Source organism: Cupriavidus sp. KK10 (assembly GCF_018223725.1).
GTDB classification, from domain to species: domain Bacteria; phylum Pseudomonadota; class Gammaproteobacteria; order Burkholderiales; family Burkholderiaceae; genus Cupriavidus; species Cupriavidus necator.
On the sequence record NZ_CP073677.1, the window covers coordinates 2,995,412 to 3,017,285 of the forward strand.

The window sequence follows — 21,874 nt, forward strand, 5'->3', positions numbered from 1 at the left end:
ATGCCTGAAGCCAAGCCGGCGCCTGAGGGAAGCCAACGTTCCTCGCTCGATGCCCTGCTGACCGAAGTACGGGCTTGCCGCGCCTGTGTGCCACACCTGCCGCTCGGCCCGCGCCCGATCGTGCGCGTCGGGGCCGACGCGCACATCCTGATCGTCGGCCAGGCGCCGGGGATCCGCGTGCACGAAACCGGCATTCCCTGGAACGATGCAAGCGGCGACCGGCTGCGGCAGTGGCTCGGGGTCGATGCCGCCACCTTCCTCGACGAATCGCAGTTCGCGATCATCCCCATGGGGTTCTGCTATCCCGGACGCGGCAAGAGCGGCGATAACCCGCCGCGCCGCGAGTGCGCGCCACTGTGGCTCGACCGGCTGCTGGCGGAACTGCCGTCGATCGAGCTGACCTTGCTGGTCGGCCAGTACGCACAGCGCCATTTCCTCGGGGCGCGCCGCAAGCCGACGCTGACCGAGACCGTCAGGGCATGGAAGGACTACGCGCCCGACTTGGTGCCGTTGCCGCATCCGTCACCGCGCAACCAGCCGTGGTTCAAGCAGCATCCCTGGTTTGAGGGCGAGGTGCTGCCGATGTTGCGCGAGCGGGTTGGCCGGCTTTTGCGGCACGGCCCTGTGCAGCCGGGGTAGGTAACAAGCGATACTCCCCCACCCCGCCTGGCCGGCTGGACTCATTCGCTGGCCGTAAAGCCCGAGGCCGCGACCACCGGGCCCCACTGCGTGCGCTGCGCCTGGATGAGCTTGCGCAGGGCATCCCCCGGCTTGCCGTTCATTTCCATGCCCAGCGCAGACATCTTGTCGCGCACCACGGGATCCTTGATGGCGTCGAGCAGCGCCTTCTCGATCCTCGCCACCGTCGCCGGCGGCGTCCCCGCCGGCACAAAGGCCGAGTACCAGCCGGACGCCGCCTCGAAACCCGGCGCGCCCGCCTCCGCCAGCGTTGGCACATCAGGCAGCAGCCCCGACCGGCGGGTCCCGGTGACGCCGAGGAAACGGATCTTGCCCGCGCGATACAACTCCATCTGGCCCCCCACCGCATCGATACCCAGCGGCAGCGTGCCGCCGATCTCATCGGTCAGCATCATGACGGCGCCGCGGTAGGCAGTGGGCAGCAAGGGCACGCCAATCGACTTGCTGAGCGACAGCACGCCGAAATGAATGCTGCCGCCGAGCGTGACCAACCCGACGCCGCCCTTGTCCTGGTTGCGCTTCACCCATGCCAGGTATTCCGGCATGGTCCGATAGGGCTGGTTGATGCTGGCGGACGCCACCAGCGGCACGTCGGCCAGGTAGGCGACCGGAACCAGGTCCTTGTCGGGGTCATAGGCCAGGCGCTTGTAGGTCAGCGGAAAGATGGTGAACGGCGGCGCGGGTGAGATCAGCACCGTCTTGCCGTCCGGCGGCGCGCGCTTGACGTTCTCCAGCGCCAGCCGCGCCGATGCGCCGGGGCGGTTCTCGACCAGGACAGCCGTGTCGAGCGAAACACGCAGCTTTTCAGCAAGCGTGCGCGCGAAGATGTCCAGCGCGCCACCAGCCGCGAAGCCGACGACAATGCGCACGGGCGCGTCGCCGCTGGCGGGGGCAGCCATGGCAGGAACGGCACTGGCACCCAGGGCCAATGCCAGCGCGGCGGCCAGCCGTCGCAAGGGGGTCGAATATGTCATGCGGTCACTCCGGTTGACGGCGGCGGATGCGCTCAGGCGGCCTCGAGCACGGTATGCGCTTCCAGCGGATAGATCGGGCGGCGCAGGTTGCGGAACGGAAACTGGCTGTAGTCAGAGCTGCAGACTCCGGGGCCGGCCACCAGCACGATCTCGCTGGCGATCGGCTCGAAACCGGCGCGGAAGTGCTGGCGCGACTTGACCAGGATGTACTTGCGGCGCGACAGGTCGATGCCCGCGTGGGTGAATACGCCGGTATCGAACGGCTCCTGCGGCTTCTCGCAGATCACGACCAGCGTGCCGGCGACATCCAGCACCACGGTACGGCCCAGGCTCAGCTTCATGCCCGTGAACATCGGGCCGGTGACCTGGTAGTTGCCGTCGGTAATGCACTGCACCCTGCCGCTCAGCCGCAGCGGGCGGCCCTTCAGGTCCAGCGCCGGCATGTGGGTCTTGCCGCCCACATCCAGCGTGACAGACTGCCCGACGCCGGCGGCAATCAGTTCCGCCACGGCGCTCGGGTCCCAGAACGGCCCGGCGACCACGCCTTCGAGCCCCTGGCGCAGGACTTCGCCCAGCACCGTCATTTCATCCGTCGGCCCGCCCGCGCCGCAGTTATCGCCATGGTCGACCAGCACGACCGGGCCCTGCGTGAGCGTCTTGGCGCGCGCGATGGATTCCGCCATCGGCTCGATCGGGAAAACGAAATCAGCCCGGCGTTCCCACGCCATGCCGCAGAGATCGTCGAGCAGGCGCCGCCCTGCTTCGATCCTGGCGCCATCAGCCACGATCACCACGGCCAGGCCTGTGTGCGGGATGTCGGCAAGCGGGAAGCCACCGAACACCGAGGCGTTGAGCACCTCGCCATCGCGCTCGGCCGCCATCGCACGCTCCATGATGTCCTTCATGGGTTGCGCGCGCGGGGTCTGGCGCAGCATGTGGGTAAGCATCGGCAGCGTGCGCCACAGCAGGACCGGGCGGGCCTCGCCTCGCAGCGCCGCCATCAGGGTACGGGCGGCGCGTGCGCCGGTCTCGTACACGTCCACGTGGGGATAGGTGCAGTAGCCGGCGATCACGGTCGCATTGTCAACCAGCGCAGCGCTGAAGTTGGCGTGGAAATCCAGCGATACCGCAATCGGCACCTCGGGTGCGGCGGCACGGATGCGTGCCAGCAGTTCGCCTTCGGCATCCGGATAGCCCTCGGCCACCATGGCGCCATGCAGGTCCAGCATCACGGCATCGCAGCCTGCACGTACTGCCTCGACAATGCTGGCCGCCATCGACTCGAATGCTTGCGCCGTCACCATGCCACTGGGCACCGCGTTCGCCATCAAGGGCATCACGAACTCGTCGCCCTGGCGGCGTACCAGATCAATGAACGCGGCCGCGGCGCTGTTGGTGCCCTGGCAGGCACGCACCGCGTCGTCGCCGTAAAGCGGGCCAGCGGTGCTGCCGCGGTTGAACGCGCTCAATGGCGTGGCAATCGGCGAAAAGGTATTGGTTTCATGCCGCATCAGGGCAATGACAAATCGCATGGACTGGCTCCGACAGCGTGAAGGGTTCAGTTAGATTCGAGATCGACCGCGCGCGCAATGGCACCGTAGCGGATCGTCTCCGCTTGCAGGAAGCGGCGGGCCTGCTCGGGGGTGGAAAGGACCGGCTCATAGGCAAGCGTCTGCAGGCGCGCGGCAAAGTCCGCTTCCTGCACGCTGGCCTTCACTTCCCTGTAGAGCCTGTCGATGACCGGAGCCGGCGTGCCCGCCTTGACCACCAGCGCCAGGTTGCCGCGTACCTGCAGCGCATCCGTGCCGCCCGCCTTCTGCGTTTCGAGGGCGGGAAACTGCGTGATGGGCTCCGCCTGCAGCGTGGCCAGGGGCTTGGCCTTGCCATCCTGGACGTAGTTGACCGAAGAGCCGATCACATCGACATGCGCGTAGGTCTGGCCGCCGATCAGGTCCGCCATGGCCGGCGGCGAGCCGCGATACGGAACGATGGTGAAATCCAGGCCATTGCGGCGCTTCCAGTCGGCCAGGCCAAGGTGCGCGGCCCCCGCGACGACATTGATGCTGATCGACACCTTGCCGGGATTGCGCTGGATATGCGTCTTCAGCTCACCCAGCGTCATCTCCTTGCGGTCGGCGCGCGTGATGATCCAGTGCGGCACGGTGCTGACGATGGTCACCGGCGTCAGGTCGGTATCGGGGCGATAGCGCAGGCCCTTGATCGTGAACGGATTGATATTGAGCGTGCCGTCGCTGGCCAGCAGCAGCGTATTGCCGTCGGCCTTCTCCTTGAGCACCGACGACACGCCCGGCACGGTCGCGCCGCCGGCGATGTTCTCCACCACCACCGGCTGCCCCAGCCGCTGTTCCAGCTTGCGCGCGAGCGTGCGGCCAATGATGTCGTAGGAACCGCCGGCCGGGAACGGCACGACCAGGCGCAGCGGCCGGTCGGGCCACGCGGGTGCGGCACTTGCGCAGGTGGCCGCGAGCAAGGCTGCGCCGGCAAGCATGCCGCGCATGATCGAGCGCAAATGGCTCACTGCTTCCATGGGTCTCCTCCTGAGGTCTGATTGCCTCGTGATGGCTTGGAATGAATCAGGTGATGCGCCGACTATATGGGATCCGTTCCGATACCAAAAGCGAATAAAAATCGCTGTTTGTTGAGCAAATGGTTAACTTGTAGAATGAGCCACCCAGCCCCGCCGATCATCGCCTGCCCCATGCCTGCCGAAACCTTCGCCCATACCCTGCTTGGCCGCCTCAAGCTGCGCCACCTGCGCATCATGCTGGCGCTGAGCGAGATGCCAACCGCCGCCGCCGTCGCCGCGCGCTTTCACGTCAGCCCCGCCGCGGTGTCCAAGACACTGGCCGAGATCGAAGACATCGTGGGCATGCCGCTGTTCGAGCGCAACCGCCGCGGCCTGCACCTGACAGAGCCCGGACGGGAGATGGCGGCCCATGCGGCGGTCTTGCTGGCGCAGCTCGAACGGCTCGCCGAATCGCTTCAGGCGGTGCGTGCCGGCAGCCAGGGTGCGTTGCGCATCGCGTTCCGGACGATGTCGGTGCAGCCCTTCCTGGCGCGGGCAATGAGCGACTTCTACCGTGACAATCCGCGCGTGGAGATCAGCGTGATCGAAGGCGGCATCGGCGAACTGGCGGATCAACTGGTGGATGGCTCGCTGGACCTGCTATTCGCCTATGACGATCCGCGCCTGTCGTTACCCGCGCTGCGCACGGCGCCGGTGGTCCCCGCGCAGAAGGTGGTGATCGTCGCCAGCCTGTACCATCCGCTGCTCACGCGCCGCAAGCTGGCGGCGCGGGAACTGTCCGGGCAGCAATGGTGCATTCCGGTGGCAGGCTCGCGCATGCTTCACCTGCTGCACACGGCGTTTCATACCCTTGGGGCGCCGGCGCCCTCGCTTGGCATCCGCACCAGCGATGTGGCCGCCACGGCCAGTCTGTTGCAGGCGGGTCATTTCCTCGCGGTGTTCCCCGAGCGCATTGCCGCGCAGCTCACCCTGGCCAAGGTGGCAAGAGCGCTTCGCTTCGAACTCGGCAGCCGCGTGGAGCCGGTAGTGGCGGTCTGGAACGACGAACTCACGCCACGCACGCCGGCGCGCCTGTTTCGCGAGCTCGTCATGCGCCGGGCCGGCGAGACCCTCATGGCCGAGCCAGTGCCGTTGCTGGCCGCGCGCGCGGTGGCGGCGGCTGGCATTCGCAAGCGCTGAGCGGGAAGCCGGCCCGGCTCAGTGCGCGCACAGTACCGCCGCCATCTCCCTCGCCGCCCCCTGCAACGTCGGCACCGCCTGCAGCAGCGCCTCAAGCGTAGCCCGTGCCGTCGGCGCATGACAGGCAATCGCAGCCACCACCCGGCCTGAACCCTCCCCATCCGGCTCCCGCACCGGCACGGCCACCGCGCACATGCCGCGCACGAATTCCTCATGGTCCACACCGATGCCGCGCGCGCCCAGCCGGTCCAGTTCGGCATTGAGGACAGGCACATCGGACAGCGTGCGCGGCGTGTGCGGGGCCAGGTCCAGGCGCCTGAGCATCTGCTGGCGTTCCAGCCGGTTCATCGCCGACAGGAACAGCTTGCCGCTGGCGGTACAGTGCAGCGGCACGTGGATGCCGGGCGACAGCTGCAGGCGCAGTGGCTCGTGGGTCTCGACGCGCTCTACGTAGAGGACCCGGTCGCCGTCTAGCGCGGTGAGGTTGCAGGTCTCGCCCAGGCTCGCCACCAGCCTGGCCAGGATGGCGCGGCACTCGCGCAGCATCGGCGGGCTCCTGAGGGTCTGCAGTGACAGGGCTGCGGCGCCCGGGCCGGGCACGTAGCCGCGCTCGGCGGGCATGCGGACCACGAAGCCGGTGCGCTCCATGGCGGCCAGCAGGCGCATCAGTGTCGCCTTGGGCACATGCAGCCGCTGCGAAAGCTGGGAAAGCGTCTGCGGATGCTGCGCCCTGGCCAGGCTGGACAGCACCATCAGCACGCGCAGGCTGCGTGCATCGTCCTCCACCGCGCCGTCTTCTGCTGCAGTGCGATTCTGAAACGGGAATTGCACGTTCTGTTTCACAACCGACGTCTCCTCGCGATTGAGCTTTCCATTCCGGCCTGGAAAAATAAAATCCGGAACAGAACGTTTCAGATTATAGATCGAAGCCGGGTGGCTACGTGCCTGCCGGCCAGAAAAGGAGACAGCGACGATGTCGCAAACCGTTGACTACATCGTGGTAGGCGCCGGCTCGGCCGGGTGTGTGCTGGCCAACCGGCTCAGCGAAGACGGCCGGTATTCCGTCTGCCTGCTGGAGGCCGGCCCGCCCGACCGCTACCCGTGGATCCATATCCCGATCGGCTATGGCAAGACCATGTTCCACAAGCAAGTGAACTGGGGCTTCTATACGGATCCCGATCCCAACATGCTCAATCGCCGCATCTACTGGCCGCGCGGCCGCACGCTGGGCGGCAGCAGCGCCATCAACGGCCTGATCTACGTACGCGGCCAGCGCGAGGACTATGACCACTGGGAGACGCTGGGCAATCCGGGCTGGGGCTGGGACAACTGCCTGCCCTACTTCCGCAAGCTCGAGAACAACGACCTTGGCGCCGGCCCCACGCGCGGCACCGACGGCCCGCTGAACGCGACCTCGATCGACCGGCAGCATCCGCTGGTCGATGCCTTCATCGGCGCCGGCCAGGCCCTTGGCCTGCCGCGCCAGACCGACTTCAACGGTGGCGACCAGGAGGGCGTGGGCTATTACCAGCTCACCACCCGCAACGGCTGGCGTTGCTCCACCGCGGTGGCCTACCTGCGTCCAGTGCGCGGGCGCACGAACCTGCGCGTCGAGACCGATGCCCACACCACCGGGATCCTGTTCGAAGGCAAGCGTGCAGTGGGCGTGCGCTACACCCAGCATGGCCAGCGCTACATCCTGCGGGCGCGGCGCGAGGTAATCCTGTGCGCCGGCGCGCTGCAATCGCCGCAGTTGCTGCAGCTGTCGGGCATCGGCCCGGCGCCGTTGATGCAGGACCTGGGCGTACCGGTGGTGCATGCCCTGCCGGGCGTGGGCGAGAACCTGCAGGACCATCTGCAGGTGCGGCTGATCTACGAGGTGGCAAAGCCGATCACCACCAACGACCAGCTGCGCTCGCTGACGGGCAAGGCGCGCATGGGCCTGGAATGGCTGCTGATGCGCAAGGGGCCGCTGGCGATCGGCATCAACCAGGGCGCGATGTTCTGCCGCGCATTGCCGCAGGAAAGCGCCACGCCGGACACGCAGTTCCATTTCTCGACCCTGTCCGCCGACATGGCGGGCGGCATGGTGCATCCCTTCTCCGGCTGCACCTATTCGGTATGCCAGCTGCGGCCCGAGTCGCGCGGCACGGTGCGGATCCGCTCGACCGACCCTTATGAGCCGCCGTCGATGCAGCCCAACTACCTGTCGGCCGAGCTGGACCGGCGCTGTACCGTGGCAGCGGTGCGCTACGCCCGGCGCGTGGCGCAGACCGAACCGATGCGCGGCCTGATGAAACGCGAGTTCCGGCCGGGCGACGAGGTGCGCAGCGACGAAGAGATCCTGCATTTCTGCCGCGAGTACGGCGCCACCATCTTTCATCCGTCCGGCACCGCGAAAATGGGTCCCGCCGCCGATCCGCTGGCCGTGGTCGATGCACGCCTGCGCGTGCATGGCGTGGGCGGGCTGCGCGTGGTGGACTGCTCGGTGATGCCCACGCTGGTCTCGGGCAACACCAACGTACCAGTGGTGATGATGGCCGAGCGCGCGGCCGACTTCATCCGCGAAGACGCTAGGCGGGAAATGCATCCCGTCGACGTTGCGACCCCGATGGCAGCAGCCGCCTGAGCGGGTTGCGCCAATCCTGATTGCGAACAACCAAGGCCAGGCATCCATAACAAGGCCAAACCCTGCAGTGCATCCGGCGTCCATAACCATCCTTCCAGAGGACGCCGCCCATCACCAGAGGAGACAAGCATGACAAGCCCCAACGAACAGGCGATCCGCAAGGTCGCGCTGGCGTCCGTGATCGGCGCCACCATCGAGTGGTATGACTTCTTCCTGTACGGCGTGGTCGCCGGCCTGGTCTTCAACAAGCTGTACTTCCCCGGCAATGACCCGCTGGTGGCCACCATCCTGGCCTACACCACCTTTGCGGTGGGCTTTGTCACGCGGCCGCTGGGCGGCGTGATCTTCGGGCACTTTGGCGACAAGGTCGGCCGCAAGAGCATGCTGGTGATCACGCTGATGATCATGGGCGTGTCCACCTTCCTGATCGGACTGGTGCCGACCTACGACAGCATCGGCATCCTGGCGCCGATCCTGTTGCTGCTGCTGCGCGTGCTGCAGGGCATCGGCCTGGGCGGCGAATGGGGCGGCGCGGTGCTGATGGCCTATGAGTACGCGCCGCCGGGCAAACGGGGCTTCTATGCGTCGCTGCCGCAGATCGGGCTGGCGATCGGACTGTGCCTGGCATCCGGCGTGGTGGCGCTGCTGTCGCTGACCCTGACCGATGCGCAGTTCCTGGCCTGGGGCTGGCGCGTGGCCTTCGTGATCTCAGCGGGGATGGTGTTCGTGGGCATGTATATCCGCCTCAACGTCAAGGAGACGCCTGAATTCGCCGTGATCAAGCAGCGCAATGCCGAGACCCAGATTCCCTTTGTCGACATGATGCGGCGCTACCCCGGCAATATCCTCAAGGGCATGGGCGCGCGCTATATCGACGGAGTCTTCTTCAACATCTTCGGCGTGTTCTCGATCACCTACCTGACTCAGACCATCCATATCAGCCGGACTGAAGCGCTGGTCGGCGTGATGGCGGCGGCCATTGCGATGTGCTTCTTCATTCCGTTCTTCGGCCACCTGTCCGACCGCATCGGCCGCACCCGCGTGTATTTCTGGGGCTCGCTGATCACGGCCTTGTCCGCGTTCCCGGCGTTCTGGCTGATGCTGAACAGCGGCGGCAACACCATGCTGCTGTGGCTGTCCATCGTGGTGCCGTTCGGCATCCTCTACGCCGCGGTCTACGGCCCGGAAGCGGCGCTGTTCTGCGAGCTGTTCGATGCCAGGGTGCGATATACCGGCATTTCGTTCGTCTACCAGTTCTCGGGGATCTTCGCGTCCGGCATCACGCCCATCATCGCCACGGCACTGCTCAGGTCGGGCGGCGGCAAGCCCTGGCAGATCTGCGCCTACGTGGCCTTCGCAGGGGTGGTGTCGGCGTTGTCGGTGGCGCTGATCGGGCGGGGCGAAGGCTCCCAGGCGCCGCGCGAAAACGGCATGCCGCTGCGCGGTCCGGCACGCTAGGCGTGGAGCGGGCCGCCGCCCGCCGGCAATGTCTTAGAATGGCGCAACGCCAATGACAGGGACATTGCATGCAAACTCCGGACGGCACCGGTGCGGCCGCCGCCCCGCTCCTGCCCAGGGTCGTGCGCCAGCGGCTGCACGACACCGTGGTCGACCACCTGCGCAACTTTATCGTCGAGGGGGTGCTGCCGCCGGGCATGAAGCTCAATGAGCGCGAGCTGTGTGAAACGCTGGGCATCTCGCGCACGCCGCTGCGCGAGGCGCTGAAGGTGCTGGCCGCCGAGGGGCTGATCGAGATCTCGCCCAACCGCGGCGCGAGCGTGTCACGGATGAGCGAGGCCGAGGCCTGGGAAGCCTTCGAGCTGATGAGCGGCCTGGAGGCCTTTGCCGGGGAGCTGGCGTGCGAGCGCATCACGCCGCCGGAGCTGGCCGAGATCAAGGCGCTGCACTACGCCATGCTTGCCTGCCGCGCGCAGAACGACCTGCCCGGCTATTACGCCCGCAACCAGGAAATCCATGACCGCATTGCCGAGGCCGCGCGCAACCAGACGCTACAGCAGACCTACCTGACGCTCAACCGGCGGCTCAAGGCGATGCGTTTCCGCTCCAACCACCAGCCCGGCAAATGGGACCGCGCCGTGCACGACCACGAGGAGATGATCCGCGCGCTGGAAGCCCGCGACGGCAAGCGGCTGTCGGCCATCCTGCGCCAGCACTTGCTGGAGAAGCGCGCCGCGCTGATGCAGATCCATCCCGACCCGATCGCCGGCGCGCCGGCGCTGCCGAACGCCTGAGGCCTCGACCCTGAGCTGTCAGGCGGCCGCCCCCGCATCGGGGCGATCCAGGTACCCGCCGACGATACGGACCAGCAGCGGCAGCTTGCCGGTAAAGAAGTGGTCCGCCCCCGGCACCACCACCACGGGCAGCCCCTGCGGGCGCGCCCAGTCGAACAGCGCGCCGAGTTCCGCGCGCTCGTCACGCTCGCCATGGACCACCAGGCAATCGGCGGGCACGGCCGGCGTGTCATAGCTGCGATGCGCCTTGACGGTGCCGTAAGGCGTGCCGGCAAGCACCAGGTGCCGGATCGGCACGGACTGCGCCGCCAGCGTGGCGGCGACATGGGCCATCACGAACGCACCAAAGGAAAAGCCTGCCAGTGCCAGCGGCAGGCCGGGATGGGCCTCGCGCAGATGGGCGATGACGGCGAGCATGTCCTGCGCCTCGCCGCTGCCCTGGTCATGCTCGCCCGCGGACCCCTCGACCCCGCGGAAATTCGGCCGCACCGTCAGGAAGCCGCGTGCCACCAGCGCCTTGGCCAGCTGGTGCGGCACCTTGTGCGTGGCCGAGCCGCCCAGCAGCGGATGCGGATGCGCCACCACGGCGATGCCTCGCGGCGCGCCGGCGGGACGGTCGACCAACATTTCAATCTGCCCGGCCTCGCCGCCGAGCTGCGCCTTTTCCGTGCCTGACGGAACAGTCATGCCTTCTCCTGGTGATGACAATGGGCCGCCTGCGGCCCGAAAACCGTGATGGTAATGCCATTCCCGCAGGCCGCGCCGGCTGGCGCCCGGCCCTGCACCGCGCGCCGCGCGCGCGTATCCGTATCAAAATGTCAGCCAGTGCACCATCCGGCACCCCTCGGAGCTGGGTGGCGCATCCGCTTTCGTATAATTCTGCGAACCGCGGCAAGGCCGTTTACCGTTTTCCCCTGGGCCCCGCCGCCATCGGTCAGCACGTCCCGTGTCACGCGCACCGGCCTGCCAGGCAGCCCGCCGCGCTTCGTGCCCTGACCAGACTTCGCCGAAGGGAGCGCCTGCGAGCGGTCATCCCTTCCCGTGTTCATTGCCGGTGTTCCGGCCGTTCCCGCATCCCATCGCCGCCGCATCCGACGCATGCCAGCGCGATGCCTTGCCGATGCCGGAGCCGCCGCAAGCCGTCACCATCCGACGAGATTCCGCCATGAGCAAAGTTTCACGGCTCGCACTGGGCCTTGCGTTCGCTGCGCTATGCCACCTGATGCCGGCCACGCTGCCCGCCGCCCTGGCCGCCCCGGCATCCGAAGCGGCTTCAGAGGCCGGCGCCCAGCAGGCGCCCGCCATCACCCACGGCGAGGCCACCGCCGAACTCAAGCGCTTGCAGACCGAGCAGGACCGCATCAAGCAGCAGGCCTCCGACCCGGATGGCAACACCAGGCTGCATGAACTCGAAGAAGCGCTGCAAAAGCTCAGTGCCGACGTCGCCAAGCTGTCTTCGGCCCTGACGCCGCAGCGTGCGCAGCTGCAGGCGCAGCTGGACGTGCTGGGTCCGCCACCGGCGGACGGCACCACCAAGGAAGCGCCTGCGGTCGTCAGGCAGCGCGCCGAACTGAATGCGCGCCGTGCCCAGCTTGACGCACAACTCAAGCAGGCGGGCGAGAGCAAGGCGAACATCGCAAACCTGAGCGACCAGCTGGCGCGGCTGCAGCGCAGCCAGATCAAGGACCAGCTCGCGCTGCGCTCCGAGAGCATCCTGAATCCGCAGTTCTGGAAGCCGCTGGCCAGCCCGACGCAGGAAGACCAGGCGCGCCTGGCCACCTTTACCGACCAGGTGGTGCCAATGGCGCAACTGGCCTGGCAGCCGTCACAGCGCGCCGCCACCATCGCCTTGCTGCTGCTGGCCCTGGCCGTATGGACCCTGGGCCGGCGCCTGGCCGAACGGGCACTGGCGTGGTTCTGCCTGAACAAGCTGCCGGCGACGCGTTTGCGCCGCAGCGCCCTGGCGCTGGCCACCACCCTGGCCACCTTGTGCACCACCGGGCTGGCGGTGCAACTCGTCTACAACGCCTTTACGCGCAGCTATGAACTGCCGCCGGACCTGACAGAGCTGTACGGCCAGCTGCTCAAGCTGACGCTGACCAGCGCGCTGATCGCGGGCCTGGGGCGCGCGCTGCTGTGCACGCGCCATCCCTCCTGGCGCCTGCCGGCGCTGGCCGATCCGGTCGCGCTGGCGATGAAGCCGTTCCCCGCCGTGCTGGCCGGCCTGCTGCTGCTGGCCGGCACGCTCGAGCAACTGAACCGCATTGCCGATACCAGCGTCCAGGTCACGCTGCTGTGGCGCGGGCTGGTGTCGCTGGTGGTGGTGCTGACCATCGGCGCCGCGCTGCTGCGCGCCAACCGCGTGCGCAACGTGCTGGCCGCCGCGGGCGAGCGGCCCGAGGCGCGCGCCACCCTGGCGGGCATGATCCACGCCGGCGTGTCGGTCATCGTGCTGGTGTCGGTGGTGGCGCTGCTGGCCGGCTATATCAGCTTTGCGCGCTTCCTGACCTACGAGCTGGTCTGGTTCGACATCGTGCTGTGCAGCCTGTACTTGCTGACCCAGGTTACGCGCGACGTCTGCGAAAGCCTGCTCTCGACCAACTACGCCAGCGGGCGCGTCATCAAGCAGCTGTTCGGCGTGGACGATTCGCACCTGGAGCAGGCGTCCACCATCCTGTCAGGCATCGGCGCCAGCGTGCTGCTGCTGGTGGCGGTGCTGGCGCTGCTGACAGGCGGCTTCGGCACCACACCCGCGGACCTGCTCAACAGCCTGGTAATGGTGCTGGGCGGCGAGAAGCTGCACAGCCTCAACATCATGCCCGACCGCATCCTGAATGCGCTGATCGCTCTCGGAGTCGGCATCTGGCTGCTGCGCTCGGTGCGGCGCTGGCTCGATGGGGAACTGCTGCCCAAGGTCTGCAAGGAGCCGGGCCTGCGCGCCTCGCTGATCACGCTGTACAGCAATGTCGGCTATGTGTTGCTGGTGCTGCTGGTGCTGTCGCTGCTGGGCGTGCGCTGGGACAACCTGGCGTGGATCGTCAGCGCGCTGTCGGTGGGCATCGGCTTCGGCCTGCAGGAGATCGTGAAGAACTTCGTCTCCGGCCTGATCCTGCTGACCGAGCGGCCGGTCAAGGTGGGCGACATGGTCAGCATTGCCGGCGTGGAGGGCGATATCCGCCGCATCAACGTGCGCGCCACCGAGATCCAGCTGGGCGACCGCTCCACCGTGATCGTGCCCAACTCGCAGCTGATCTCGCAAAACCTGCGCAACGTGACCATGAGCAACAGCACCCAGGGGGTGGCGTCGCTGCAACTCACCTTCCCCCTGAATACCGACCCCGAACAGCTGCGCGACCTGCTGCTGGATGTCTACCGCGAGAACGAGACCATCCTCGACGTGCCGGCTCCCTCAGTCATGTTCAGCCAGCTGGCGCCCAACGGCATCACGCTGTCGGTGACGGGCTATGTCGGCAGCCCCCGCATCGCCGCCAACACGCGCAGCGACCTGTTGTTCGAGATCCTCAAGCGCCTGCGCGCCGCCGACATCTCGCTGTCGGTGCCGCAATCGCTGCGGCTGGAAAACATGCCGCCATTCGGGCAGGAGCCAGAGCGCGCGCTGGCCGCCGGCTGACCAGCACCGGCATTAAAGCAGCCGTTACAACCCTAACAAGTCGCCGGCCGCGCCGAAACACATTGAGGGGCACTTTGCGTCCATCATGAATGCACACAAGCTGCATCAGAAGGAGTCCGATATGCGCCCCTCCACCCGAATCGTTTCAGCGGTTGCCCTGAGCGTGGCGCTGGTGGCAGCCGGCCCGGCGTCGGCGCGCGACCGCTACCACCACGGCGGCGGCTCGAATGCCGGAGCGATGCTGGCTGTCGGCGCCCTGGTCGGCCTGGCCTTTGGCGCGGCCCTGGCTTCGGCGCCAGTCATGGCGGCACCGCCCCCTGTCACCTACGCCCCGGCGCCGGTGACCTACGCGCCGGCTCCCGTCTCATACGCACCGCCGGCAGCGCCGCCAGGCTATTGCTACCGCGACTACGACCGTGCCTACGTGCCTTGCGGTCCGCAGCCGCCGGGGTATTACGAACAGCAGCAGCCGTATTACGGTTATTGAATAAGGCGGCTGTGCAAAAAAGAAACGCCCCATGCCAAGCATGGGGCGTTTGTCTTGAAGATACCGGCAAGCATGCGCCGCACAGACTACCGATTGGGTGCTCCCTCTCCCGCTTGCGGGAGAGGGGAGCAAACCAGCGGGACGCGAGACCAGCGCGACGCGAGACGATGTCGCCTTACACCGGCACATCCCTGGTCGGATCCGGCCTGCGATCATCAAACCAGCGATACAGCGTAGGCACCATCACCAGCGTCAGCAGCGTCGACGTAATCAACCCGCCGATCACCACCACCGCCAGCGGACGCTGCACCTCCGAGCCCGGCCCCGTCGAGAACAGGAACGGCACCAGGCCCAGCATCGCAATGGTCGCGGTCATCATCACCGGGCGGAAACGCTGAGTCGCGCCCTGCACCACCGCCTCATCGACCGACAAACCCGAGTCGCGCAGCGTGCGGATATACGACACCAGCACCACCCCGTTCAGCACCGCCATGCCCCACAGCGCGATAAAGCCTACCGAGGCCGGCACCGACAGGTATTCGCCAGTAACGAACAACCCGATGATGCCGCCGATGGAGGCAAACGGCAGCACCGTGATGATCAGCGTGGCAAAGCGCAGCGAGTTGAACAGCAGGAACAGCAGGAAGAAGATCGCGGCAATGGTCACCGGCACGATGATCTTCAGGTGGCCCATGGCGCGTTCCATGTTCTGGAACTGACCGCCCCACTCCAGGTAGTAGCCTTCGGGCAGCTTCACCTTGGCGCCGGTGGCCTGCTGCAGCTCGGCCACGAAGCCGCCGAGGTCACGGTCCTTCACGTTGATCATCACCACCACGCGGCGCTTGGCCATTTCGCGGCTGATCTGGGCCGGGCCGTCGTTGACCTCGATCCTGGCCACGCTCTGCAGCGGCACCTGGGTGCCGTTGGGCGTGGACACCAGCAGCTGGCGGATGGCCTGCTCGTTGTTGCGGAACTCCTCCGGCAGGCGCACCGCCGCGGCAAAGCGGCGCTCGCCTTCGAAAATGTCCGTGGCGCGCTTGCCGCCGATGGCGATCTCGATCACGTCATGGATGTCGGACACGTTCAGCCCGTATCGCGCAATCGCCTGGCGGTCGATCTCGATCGACAGGTACTGCTGCCCCGACACGCGCTCGATGCGAATGTCCTGCGAGCCCTGGATGCCGCCGGCCACGCGGGCGATCTCGCCCGCCAGCTCGCGCAGCTTGTCCAGGTCGTCGCCGAACACCTTCACCGCCACGTCCGAACGCACGCCGCTGACCATTTCGTCGACGCGGTCCGAGATCGGCTGCGCCATCACGATCTGCACGCCGGGAATGGCCTTGAGCTTGTCGCGGATGGCGTTGGCGATATCGTCCTGGGTCCAGCCGTCGGGCCACTCGTCGCGGTCCTTCAGGCTGGCGATCGGGGTCGACTCGTTCTGGCCCTGCGGGTCGGCCGGGCTTTCGCCGCGGCCCACGCCGGACACTACCGACTTCACGCCCGGCACGCTCAGCACCAGCTTGTTGGCTTCCTTCTCCAGCTTGATCGACTCTTCCAGCGAGATATTGGGCACGCGGTCGATCGCCGGCACGATCGAGCCTTCCTTCATTTCCGGAATGAACGAGGTGCCCAGCAGCGGCACGATCGCCAGCGTGGCGACGAAAGCCGCCACCGCGCAGAGCACCGTCTTGCGGCTGTTGCCCAGCGCCCAGTGCAGCAGGCGCAGGTAGTGGCGCTTCATGAAGGCGATCACATGCGTGTCGTGCTCCGCGCCGCCCTTGAGCAGGTACGACGACAGCACCGGCGACAGCGTCAGCGACAGGAACAGCGAGATCGCCAATGCGATCGAGATGGTGAACGCCAGCGGCGCAAACATCTTGCCTTCCATCCCCGACAGCGTCATCAGCGGCAGGAACACCAGGATGATGATGCCCACGCCCACGATCACCGGCGTGGCCACTTCCTGCACGGCCTTGACCAGGATCTCGGTCTTGGTGAGGCCCGGCTCCTTGTGGCCGAGCCGCTCGAACGCGTTCTCGACCACCACCACCGAGCCGTCGACCATCAGACCGATGGCAATGGCCAGCCCCCCCAGCGACATCAGGTTGGCCGACAGGCCCACCTCGTTCATCACCATGAAGGTCAGCAAGGGCGTCAATACCAGCGTGGCCAGCACGATCAGCGACGAACGCACGTCGCCCAGGAACAGGAACAGCACGATCACCACCAGCACCACGCCTTCCAGCAGCACCTTGGTCACGGTCCACAGTGCGGAGTCGACCAGTTCGCTGCGATCGTAGTACGGCACGATCTGCAGCTTGCCCGGCAGCATGCCGCGCTCGTTGATCTCGGCCACGCGTGCCTTCACGCGGCTGACCACCTCCTTGGCATTGCCGCCGCGCATCATCATGACGATGCCGCCGACCGCCTCGGTCTGCCCGTTCTTGACCAGCGCGCCCTGCCGCACCTCATGCCCGATGGTGACGTTGGCCACGTCGCGCAGGTACACCGGCGTGCCGTTGATCTCCTTGAGCACGATGCTGCCCAGGTCATCCACGCCGCGGGCCAGGCCCACGCCGCGGATCAGGTACTGCTCGGCATAGTGCGGCAGCACGCCGCCGCCGGAGTTGGCGTTGTTGCGCGCCAGCGCCTCATAGACCTGCTGGGTCGAGATCTGGTAGTGGCGCATGCGTTCCGGGTTGACCAGCGCCTGATATTGGCGCACGTAGCCGCCCTGCGAGTTGATCTCGGCCACGCCCGGAATCGAGCGCAGCAGCGGGCGCACCACCCAGTCCTGGGCGATGCGGCGCTCGGCCAGCTCTTCCTGCGTCAGTTCGCGGTTGCCGTCGTCGGCACGGTCCAGCGTGTACTGGTAGACCTCGCCCAGGCCGGTGGAAACCGGGCCCAGGACCGGCGACACGCCTTCCGGCATGCGCCCGCCCACTTCGATCAGGCGCTCCATCACCAGCTGGCGGGCAAAGTACACGTCGGTGGCATCGGTAAACACCAGCGTGATCAGCGACAGGCCCGCCTTGTTCAGCGAGCGCATCTCTTCCAGTCCGGGCAGGCCGGTCATGGCCATTTCCACCGGCACGGTGACAAAACGCTCGACTTCCTCGGGTGAGCGGCCCGCGGCTTCGGTGGCGATCTGCACCTGCACGTTGGTGACATCGGGGAAAGCATCCACCGACAGCTTGGTGGCAGCGCGCAGGCCGAAGAAGAACAGCACCACGGCAATCACGCACACCACCAGCCGCTGCTTGATGGCGGCTTCGACTAGGGATTTCATCATGGCCGATTACCCTTGCTCGAGGCGCTTGCGCTCGTTGTCGAGATGGAAGGCGCCATCGACCACGATGCGGTCGCCGGCCTTCACACCGTTCTGCACCACGCGCATGCCGTCGCTCTCGGCGCCCAGCTTGACCTTGGTGAGACGGTACTTGTTGCCCGGCATCTCGACATAGACCAGCTCGTCATTGCCATCGCGCACCACCGAGGCGGCCGGGATCACCAGCTGGTCGACCGGCTTGCCGGCGATCAGCATGCTGGCCAGCATGGCAGGCTTGAGGCGGCCTTCGCGGTTCTCCAGCTCGGTACGGACCAGCACCGTGCGCGACTGTGGGTTGACCGTGCGGCCGACGTAGATCAGCTTGCCGGTAATGTTCTTGCTGCCCGCACCGTTGCCAAGCGAAGGCACCTCGATGTCAACGCTCTGCCCTTCGGCCACCTGGGCGGCCTGCTGCTCTGGCACTTCGGCCACCACCCATACGCGCGACAGGTCTGCCACGGTATAGAGCGCATCGGCCGGCTGCACCACCTGTCCTTGCGCCACGTTGCGCTCGACCACGGTGCCGCTGATGCTGGAAAACACCGGCGAATGCGAATTGATGCTGCCGCTCCTGGCCAGATCGGCGATCGATGCCTGCGACATGCCCAGCACGCGTAGCTGGTCGCGATAGGCGCGCATCTCGGCCGAGGCAATCGCCAGTTCGCTCTCGCGGCGCTGCAGCTCGCCGCGGCCGATCACGTCGGCGGCAAACAGCTGGCGCGCACGCTCGGCGTTGCGGCCCTGCAGCTCGGTCTGGGCCTCGCTCTTCAGGAAGGCCATCTGCGCCGCGCCCAGCTCGCTGCTGTGCAGGCGCGCCAGCACCTGGCCGGCCTTCACTTCCTGGCCCAGGGTGGCATAGAGGTCGGTCACGCGGCCGGTCACGCTGGCGCCGATGCGCGCCACGCGCTGCTCGTCGAAGTCGACACGGCCGGCCACGCGCAGCATCTCGCTGAACGGGGAGGTGGCCACCGGCGCCACCTTCAGCCCCTTCTGCAGGTTGCCCTCGGGCTGGATCACGCCCGGCGGCAACTTGGGCGCTTCGGCAACGGGTTCAGGTTTGTCGGAGCAGGCCGCCAGGCTGAACGTCAGGACGGCAGCGGCCGTCAGCGAAAGCAGGAAATTGAGACGCATGGTTATTTCTGTTCGATGGTGGAGGTCGGCTGCAGGCCCGGCGCTGCGGTAGCGCCCGGGGCGGTCGACATAAGCTTTTCGATCTGGATGGCGGCCACCTGCACGTCGTACTGGGCGGCAATCAGCTCATTGCGCGCGCCGCGCAGCACGCGCTGGGCATCGAGGTAGTCCAGGATGCCGCGCTCGCCGAAGCGGTAGGCGGATTCGGCCACGCCCAGCGCCGACTCGGCCTCGCGCACGATGCCAGACTCAAGCGCCGTCACCTGGGCCTGGTTGATCTCGTACTGGCGGTAGGCGGCCTCCAGCTCCTGCGTCAGCTCGAACTCACGCGCTTCCAGGGCGCTGCGCGCCTGCGTGGCCTGCGCCGTGGCTTCGCCCACCGGGCCGCTGCGGCGGTCCCACAGCGGGATGGTCAGGACCAGGCCGATCTGCGAGACGTTGTTGTCAGGCTGGCGGTCGGTGCTGGCGCGCACCGCCACCTCGGGCCAGCGCAGCGACTTCTGGTAGTTCACGCCCAGCTGTGCGCGCTCCAGCTCCATGCGGCGCTGGACCAGTTCGGCATTGCTGGCGGTCATGGTGTCGCGCAGCACCGGCAGCGGCGGCACGTCGGGCGACTGGCCCAGGGAGCCGGCCAGCGAATACTGGCCCGGCATGGCACCGCCCACCTGCTGGCGCAGCGCGGCCTTGGCCTGGTTGACGCGCAACTCGGCGGTCTGCTGGTTCTTCTGCGAAGCCAGCAGTTCGGTCTCGGCCTTGATCAGTTCATAGCGCGGCGCCTCGCCCACCTCCACGCGCAGCCGCGCCCGCGAATGGATCTGGCGCATCATCGCCAGGTCTTCCTCGGCGGCATGCAGCTCGCTCTCGCGGCGCAGCACGTCGTAGTAGGCGGTCTTCACGCGGGCGGCCAGGTCGGCCCGGAAGCCTTGCCGCATGGCCTGCGACGACTCCAGCCCGCGGGTGGCCATGGCCTCGCGCAGGCTGCGCTGGTGCGGGTAGTCCAGCTTCTGCACCACGGCGTAGCTGGGCGCATTGCCGCTGGTCACGCCCGGCTGCTTGCCGGACAAGCGGCCGTACATCACCTCCACCTGCGGGTTGGGATAGGCACGCGCGCTGCTGATGGCGGCGCTGGCGGCATCGACACCGGCCTCGGCGGCGGCCACGCCCTTGTTGGTGGACTGGGCCAGGTCGAGCAGTTGGGGCAGCGAGTAGGCGGGCCCCGCCTGGGCGCCGGCCGATACGGCGGATGCGGGCTTGGGCACCGCCGTGGCCGCCAGGATGGCGGAGCCCGGCATGGGTGCGGCAGCAGGTTTGGTCAGGAGTGCGGGGGCGGCAGGCGCGGCACCGGCCGCGTCCGTTGGCTTCGGGGACACCCCGCCTTGCGCGCCGGCATGGGCCGGGGCAGCGGCGAGCGCGATCAGCGAAAGCGACGCGATCAGGGTCAGCTTGGTTGTTGTCATGAGTCGGGAAAGCAAGCAATACGGCTGCCTGTCGCCATGCTGCCGCTCGCCCCGGGGCGAGCGGTCACTTGGACGCAATCACGGCAGGACGCACAACGGCAGCGGCTTGCCCGCGCGGTCAGGCAGCAGGCAGGCTGGCGATATCAGACAAGGGGGCGCGGCCCACGGCACGGCGGCTGCATGCGGCAGCGCGTGCGGTGCGGGCGCAGAAAACGCTCAGGCGCGGGAAATGGGTGGCCGGAAGAAGGCCGAAGGCGGCGGCTCGGCGCGGCCAGGCGGATGCTGGGCGACGTCGCCAGAAGGCAGCAGCAGCTTCACTGGCGGCAAGGCAATCAGGGCACTGGATTCCTCGATCTCGTCGAGCAGGTCGAGGGGATCGAGCAGGTCCGCCGACCAGATATTGCAATACCCGGGGGGTGGGTCGTCGCAGATATCGTCGTCATGCAAGCCGTCGTCGCCGGGCACGATGATCCGGCCCAGGTCGTCGACAGGCTGCACCGCCGCCAGGTCCACCAGGTCAACGCTGGCCTGCGCCTGCAACGCCGCGCGCGCGTCCGCCACTGCTCCGAAGGAGAGCAGCGACAAGCACATGGCAGTCAGCAGGAGGAACAACAGTCGCATTGGATCGGGGGCATTGACGGCATCGCTGCCGGGGCCCGCTGTCGGGGCTGGCCGGTGGGATGCTGCAGGACAGCATTGTAACGTAACGATTACGATTGACAGGGAATCGTTACGTTCGTTCCCTTGCTGCAGAGAGATCGGCGCCTGCGAGGGCTTTCAGACTCCTCTAATTTCTGCCCAATTCGCTCCCCCAGCTACGCTCTGGTCACTGCTTCCAAACCCTGTAAGCCGGTCTGAGCATCCATCTGTTAGTGGTTTTGTAATACAAAAATGAGGGACAAATGAGCGCTATACTTCCGTATTACCGAAGTACGGAGCCATTCATGCAAGGAACGACGTTGTCCTTCCGTGCCGGCGAAGAACTGGCCGACCAGACTCGCGCGCTGGCAAAGGCATCGGGACAAAAAACTTCCGACTACATCCGCGATGCCGTGCGCGAGAAAAACGAGCGGGAAATGGCCTCCCGTATCGCCATGCTTTCCCGCAAGCTCTCGGCAAAGCACCTTGCCGCCAGTGAAGACATGGACGGATCGGCCGGAGACGGGCTTGACTGAGCTGAAGCGCGGGCAGATCTGGGAGGTCGACCTCAATCCACAGACGCATCGGGAAGAGCCGGCCAAGCGCAACCGGCCGGCACTGGTCATCCAGACGGATTTGCTCAATGACGCCGGCCATCCGACCACGATCATCGTGCCGGGCACATCACAAATCGAGCGCGAGGATTGTTTTCCGTTGCGGGTCGCGCTGGGCAAGCTGCCTGGCCTAGCCTATGAGACGGACCTGTTGATCGACCAGGTCCGAGCGGTGTCCAATCGCCGGTTCATGGGCGGCCGGCCGGTGGCCACGCTGGCGGCCAATCACCTGCGCAAGGTGGAAGAGGCCATGCGTCTGCTGCTCCGCCTCTAGGCCTTCCGGTCTCGCCCCGTCGCCGGCCTCGC

Annotated in this window: 18 protein-coding genes; 9 read left to right on the forward strand and 9 right to left on the reverse strand. The window is 67.2% G+C overall.

Features of this window, described 5'->3' with window-relative positions; genetic code table 11:
- The gene (locus KB879_RS14205; protein WP_013953431.1) at window positions 1-639 is read left to right on the forward strand and encodes a uracil-DNA glycosylase family protein; all 639 of its coding nucleotides are present in this window, start codon (window positions 1-3) and stop codon (window positions 637-639) included.
- A gap of 41 nt (window positions 640-680) precedes the next feature.
- On the opposite strand, the gene KB879_RS14210 is transcribed toward KB879_RS14205, so the two are convergent.
- The 3 genes from KB879_RS14210 to KB879_RS14220 are packed head-to-tail and all read right to left on the reverse strand — an operon-like array spanning window position 681 to window position 4,221.
- Complete coding sequence (locus KB879_RS14210; protein WP_153953403.1) at window positions 681-1,673, reverse strand: tripartite tricarboxylate transporter substrate-binding protein; 993 nt, start codon at window positions 1,671-1,673, stop codon at window positions 681-683.
- 32 nt (window positions 1,674-1,705) lie between these two features.
- Complete coding sequence (locus tag KB879_RS14215) at window positions 1,706-3,205, reverse strand: M81 family metallopeptidase (RefSeq protein ID WP_211981854.1); 1,500 nt, start codon at window positions 3,203-3,205, stop codon at window positions 1,706-1,708.
- A gap of 26 nt (window positions 3,206-3,231) precedes the next feature.
- Window positions 3,232-4,221, reverse strand: a complete 990-nt coding sequence (locus tag KB879_RS14220) for a tripartite tricarboxylate transporter substrate binding protein (RefSeq protein WP_153953402.1) — start codon at window positions 4,219-4,221, stop codon at window positions 3,232-3,234.
- Between the two features lie 135 nt (window positions 4,222-4,356).
- On the opposite strand from KB879_RS14220, the gene KB879_RS14225 reads away from it, so the two are divergent.
- Window positions 4,357-5,400, forward strand: a complete 1,044-nt coding sequence (locus KB879_RS14225) for a LysR family transcriptional regulator (RefSeq protein WP_228772328.1) — start codon at window positions 4,357-4,359, stop codon at window positions 5,398-5,400.
- Window positions 5,401-5,418: 18 nt separating this feature from the next.
- Here the strand turns inward: KB879_RS14225 and KB879_RS14230 are convergent, their stop codons facing one another.
- Window positions 5,419-6,243: an IclR family transcriptional regulator gene (locus KB879_RS14230; protein ID WP_211981856.1), complete on the reverse strand. Its 825-nt coding sequence runs from the start codon at window positions 6,241-6,243 to the stop codon at window positions 5,419-5,421.
- A 130-nt stretch (window positions 6,244-6,373) separates the two neighbouring features.
- Here KB879_RS14230 and KB879_RS14235 point away from each other — a divergent pair, with 130 nt between their 5' ends.
- From KB879_RS14235 to KB879_RS14245, 3 genes are all read left to right on the forward strand, one after another.
- Complete coding sequence (locus KB879_RS14235) at window positions 6,374-8,029, forward strand: GMC family oxidoreductase (RefSeq protein ID WP_013953437.1); 1,656 nt, start codon at window positions 6,374-6,376, stop codon at window positions 8,027-8,029.
- 129 nt (window positions 8,030-8,158) lie between these two features.
- A complete protein-coding gene (locus KB879_RS14240) occupies window positions 8,159-9,487 on the forward strand; it encodes an MFS transporter (RefSeq protein WP_211981858.1) in 1,329 nt (442 codons plus the stop codon).
- Between the two features lie 68 nt (window positions 9,488-9,555).
- Window positions 9,556-10,281, forward strand: coding sequence for a GntR family transcriptional regulator (locus KB879_RS14245; RefSeq protein WP_211981861.1), 726 nt, complete (start codon window positions 9,556-9,558; stop codon window positions 10,279-10,281).
- 18 nt (window positions 10,282-10,299) lie between these two features.
- Here KB879_RS14245 and KB879_RS14250 read toward each other — a convergent pair whose 3' ends face one another.
- Window positions 10,300-10,968, reverse strand: coding sequence for an alpha/beta hydrolase (locus tag KB879_RS14250; protein ID WP_013953440.1), 669 nt, complete (start codon window positions 10,966-10,968; stop codon window positions 10,300-10,302).
- Window positions 10,969-11,446: 478 nt separating this feature from the next.
- On the opposite strand from KB879_RS14250, the gene KB879_RS14255 reads away from it, so the two are divergent.
- Together KB879_RS14255 and KB879_RS14260 are read left to right on the forward strand one after the other, a co-directional pair.
- Window positions 11,447-13,912 carry a DUF3772 domain-containing protein gene (locus tag KB879_RS14255; RefSeq protein ID WP_211981863.1) on the forward strand — a complete coding sequence of 822 codons (2,466 nt, stop codon included), beginning with the start codon at window positions 11,447-11,449 and terminating at the stop codon, window positions 13,910-13,912.
- 121 nt (window positions 13,913-14,033) lie between these two features.
- Window positions 14,034-14,399, forward strand: a complete 366-nt coding sequence (locus KB879_RS14260) for a hypothetical protein (protein WP_013953442.1) — start codon at window positions 14,034-14,036, stop codon at window positions 14,397-14,399.
- 175 nt (window positions 14,400-14,574) lie between these two features.
- Here KB879_RS14260 and KB879_RS14265 read toward each other — a convergent pair whose 3' ends face one another.
- The 4 genes from KB879_RS14265 to KB879_RS14280 all read right to left on the reverse strand — a co-directional run bounded on the left by KB879_RS14265 (window position 14,575) and on the right by KB879_RS14280 (window position 20,936).
- Window positions 14,575-17,691, reverse strand: coding sequence for an efflux RND transporter permease subunit (locus KB879_RS14265; protein WP_013953443.1), 3,117 nt, complete (start codon window positions 17,689-17,691; stop codon window positions 14,575-14,577).
- 6 nt (window positions 17,692-17,697) lie between these two features.
- A complete protein-coding gene (locus KB879_RS14270; protein WP_013953444.1) occupies window positions 17,698-18,858 on the reverse strand; it encodes an efflux RND transporter periplasmic adaptor subunit in 1,161 nt (386 codons plus the stop codon).
- A 2-nt stretch (window positions 18,859-18,860) separates the two neighbouring features.
- Window positions 18,861-20,315, reverse strand: a complete 1,455-nt coding sequence (locus KB879_RS14275; protein WP_211981865.1) for a TolC family protein — start codon at window positions 20,313-20,315, stop codon at window positions 18,861-18,863.
- Between the two features lie 216 nt (window positions 20,316-20,531).
- Window positions 20,532-20,936 (reverse strand): hypothetical protein, encoded by a 405-nt coding sequence (locus tag KB879_RS14280; protein ID WP_041228682.1) that lies wholly within the window; start codon window positions 20,934-20,936, stop codon window positions 20,532-20,534.
- A 323-nt stretch (window positions 20,937-21,259) separates the two neighbouring features.
- Between KB879_RS14280 and KB879_RS14285 the strand changes: the two genes are divergently transcribed.
- Both KB879_RS14285 and KB879_RS14290 read left to right on the forward strand, forming a co-directional pair.
- On the forward strand, window positions 21,260-21,490 hold the full coding sequence (locus tag KB879_RS14285; protein ID WP_153953396.1) for an antitoxin of toxin-antitoxin stability system: 231 nt from the start codon (window positions 21,260-21,262) through the stop codon (window positions 21,488-21,490).
- On the forward strand, window positions 21,483-21,842 hold the full coding sequence (locus tag KB879_RS14290; protein ID WP_153953395.1) for a type II toxin-antitoxin system PemK/MazF family toxin: 360 nt from the start codon (window positions 21,483-21,485) through the stop codon (window positions 21,840-21,842). Before KB879_RS14285 ends, KB879_RS14290 begins: the two co-directional genes overlap by 8 nt.
- Window positions 21,843-21,874: the final 32 nt, after the last annotated feature.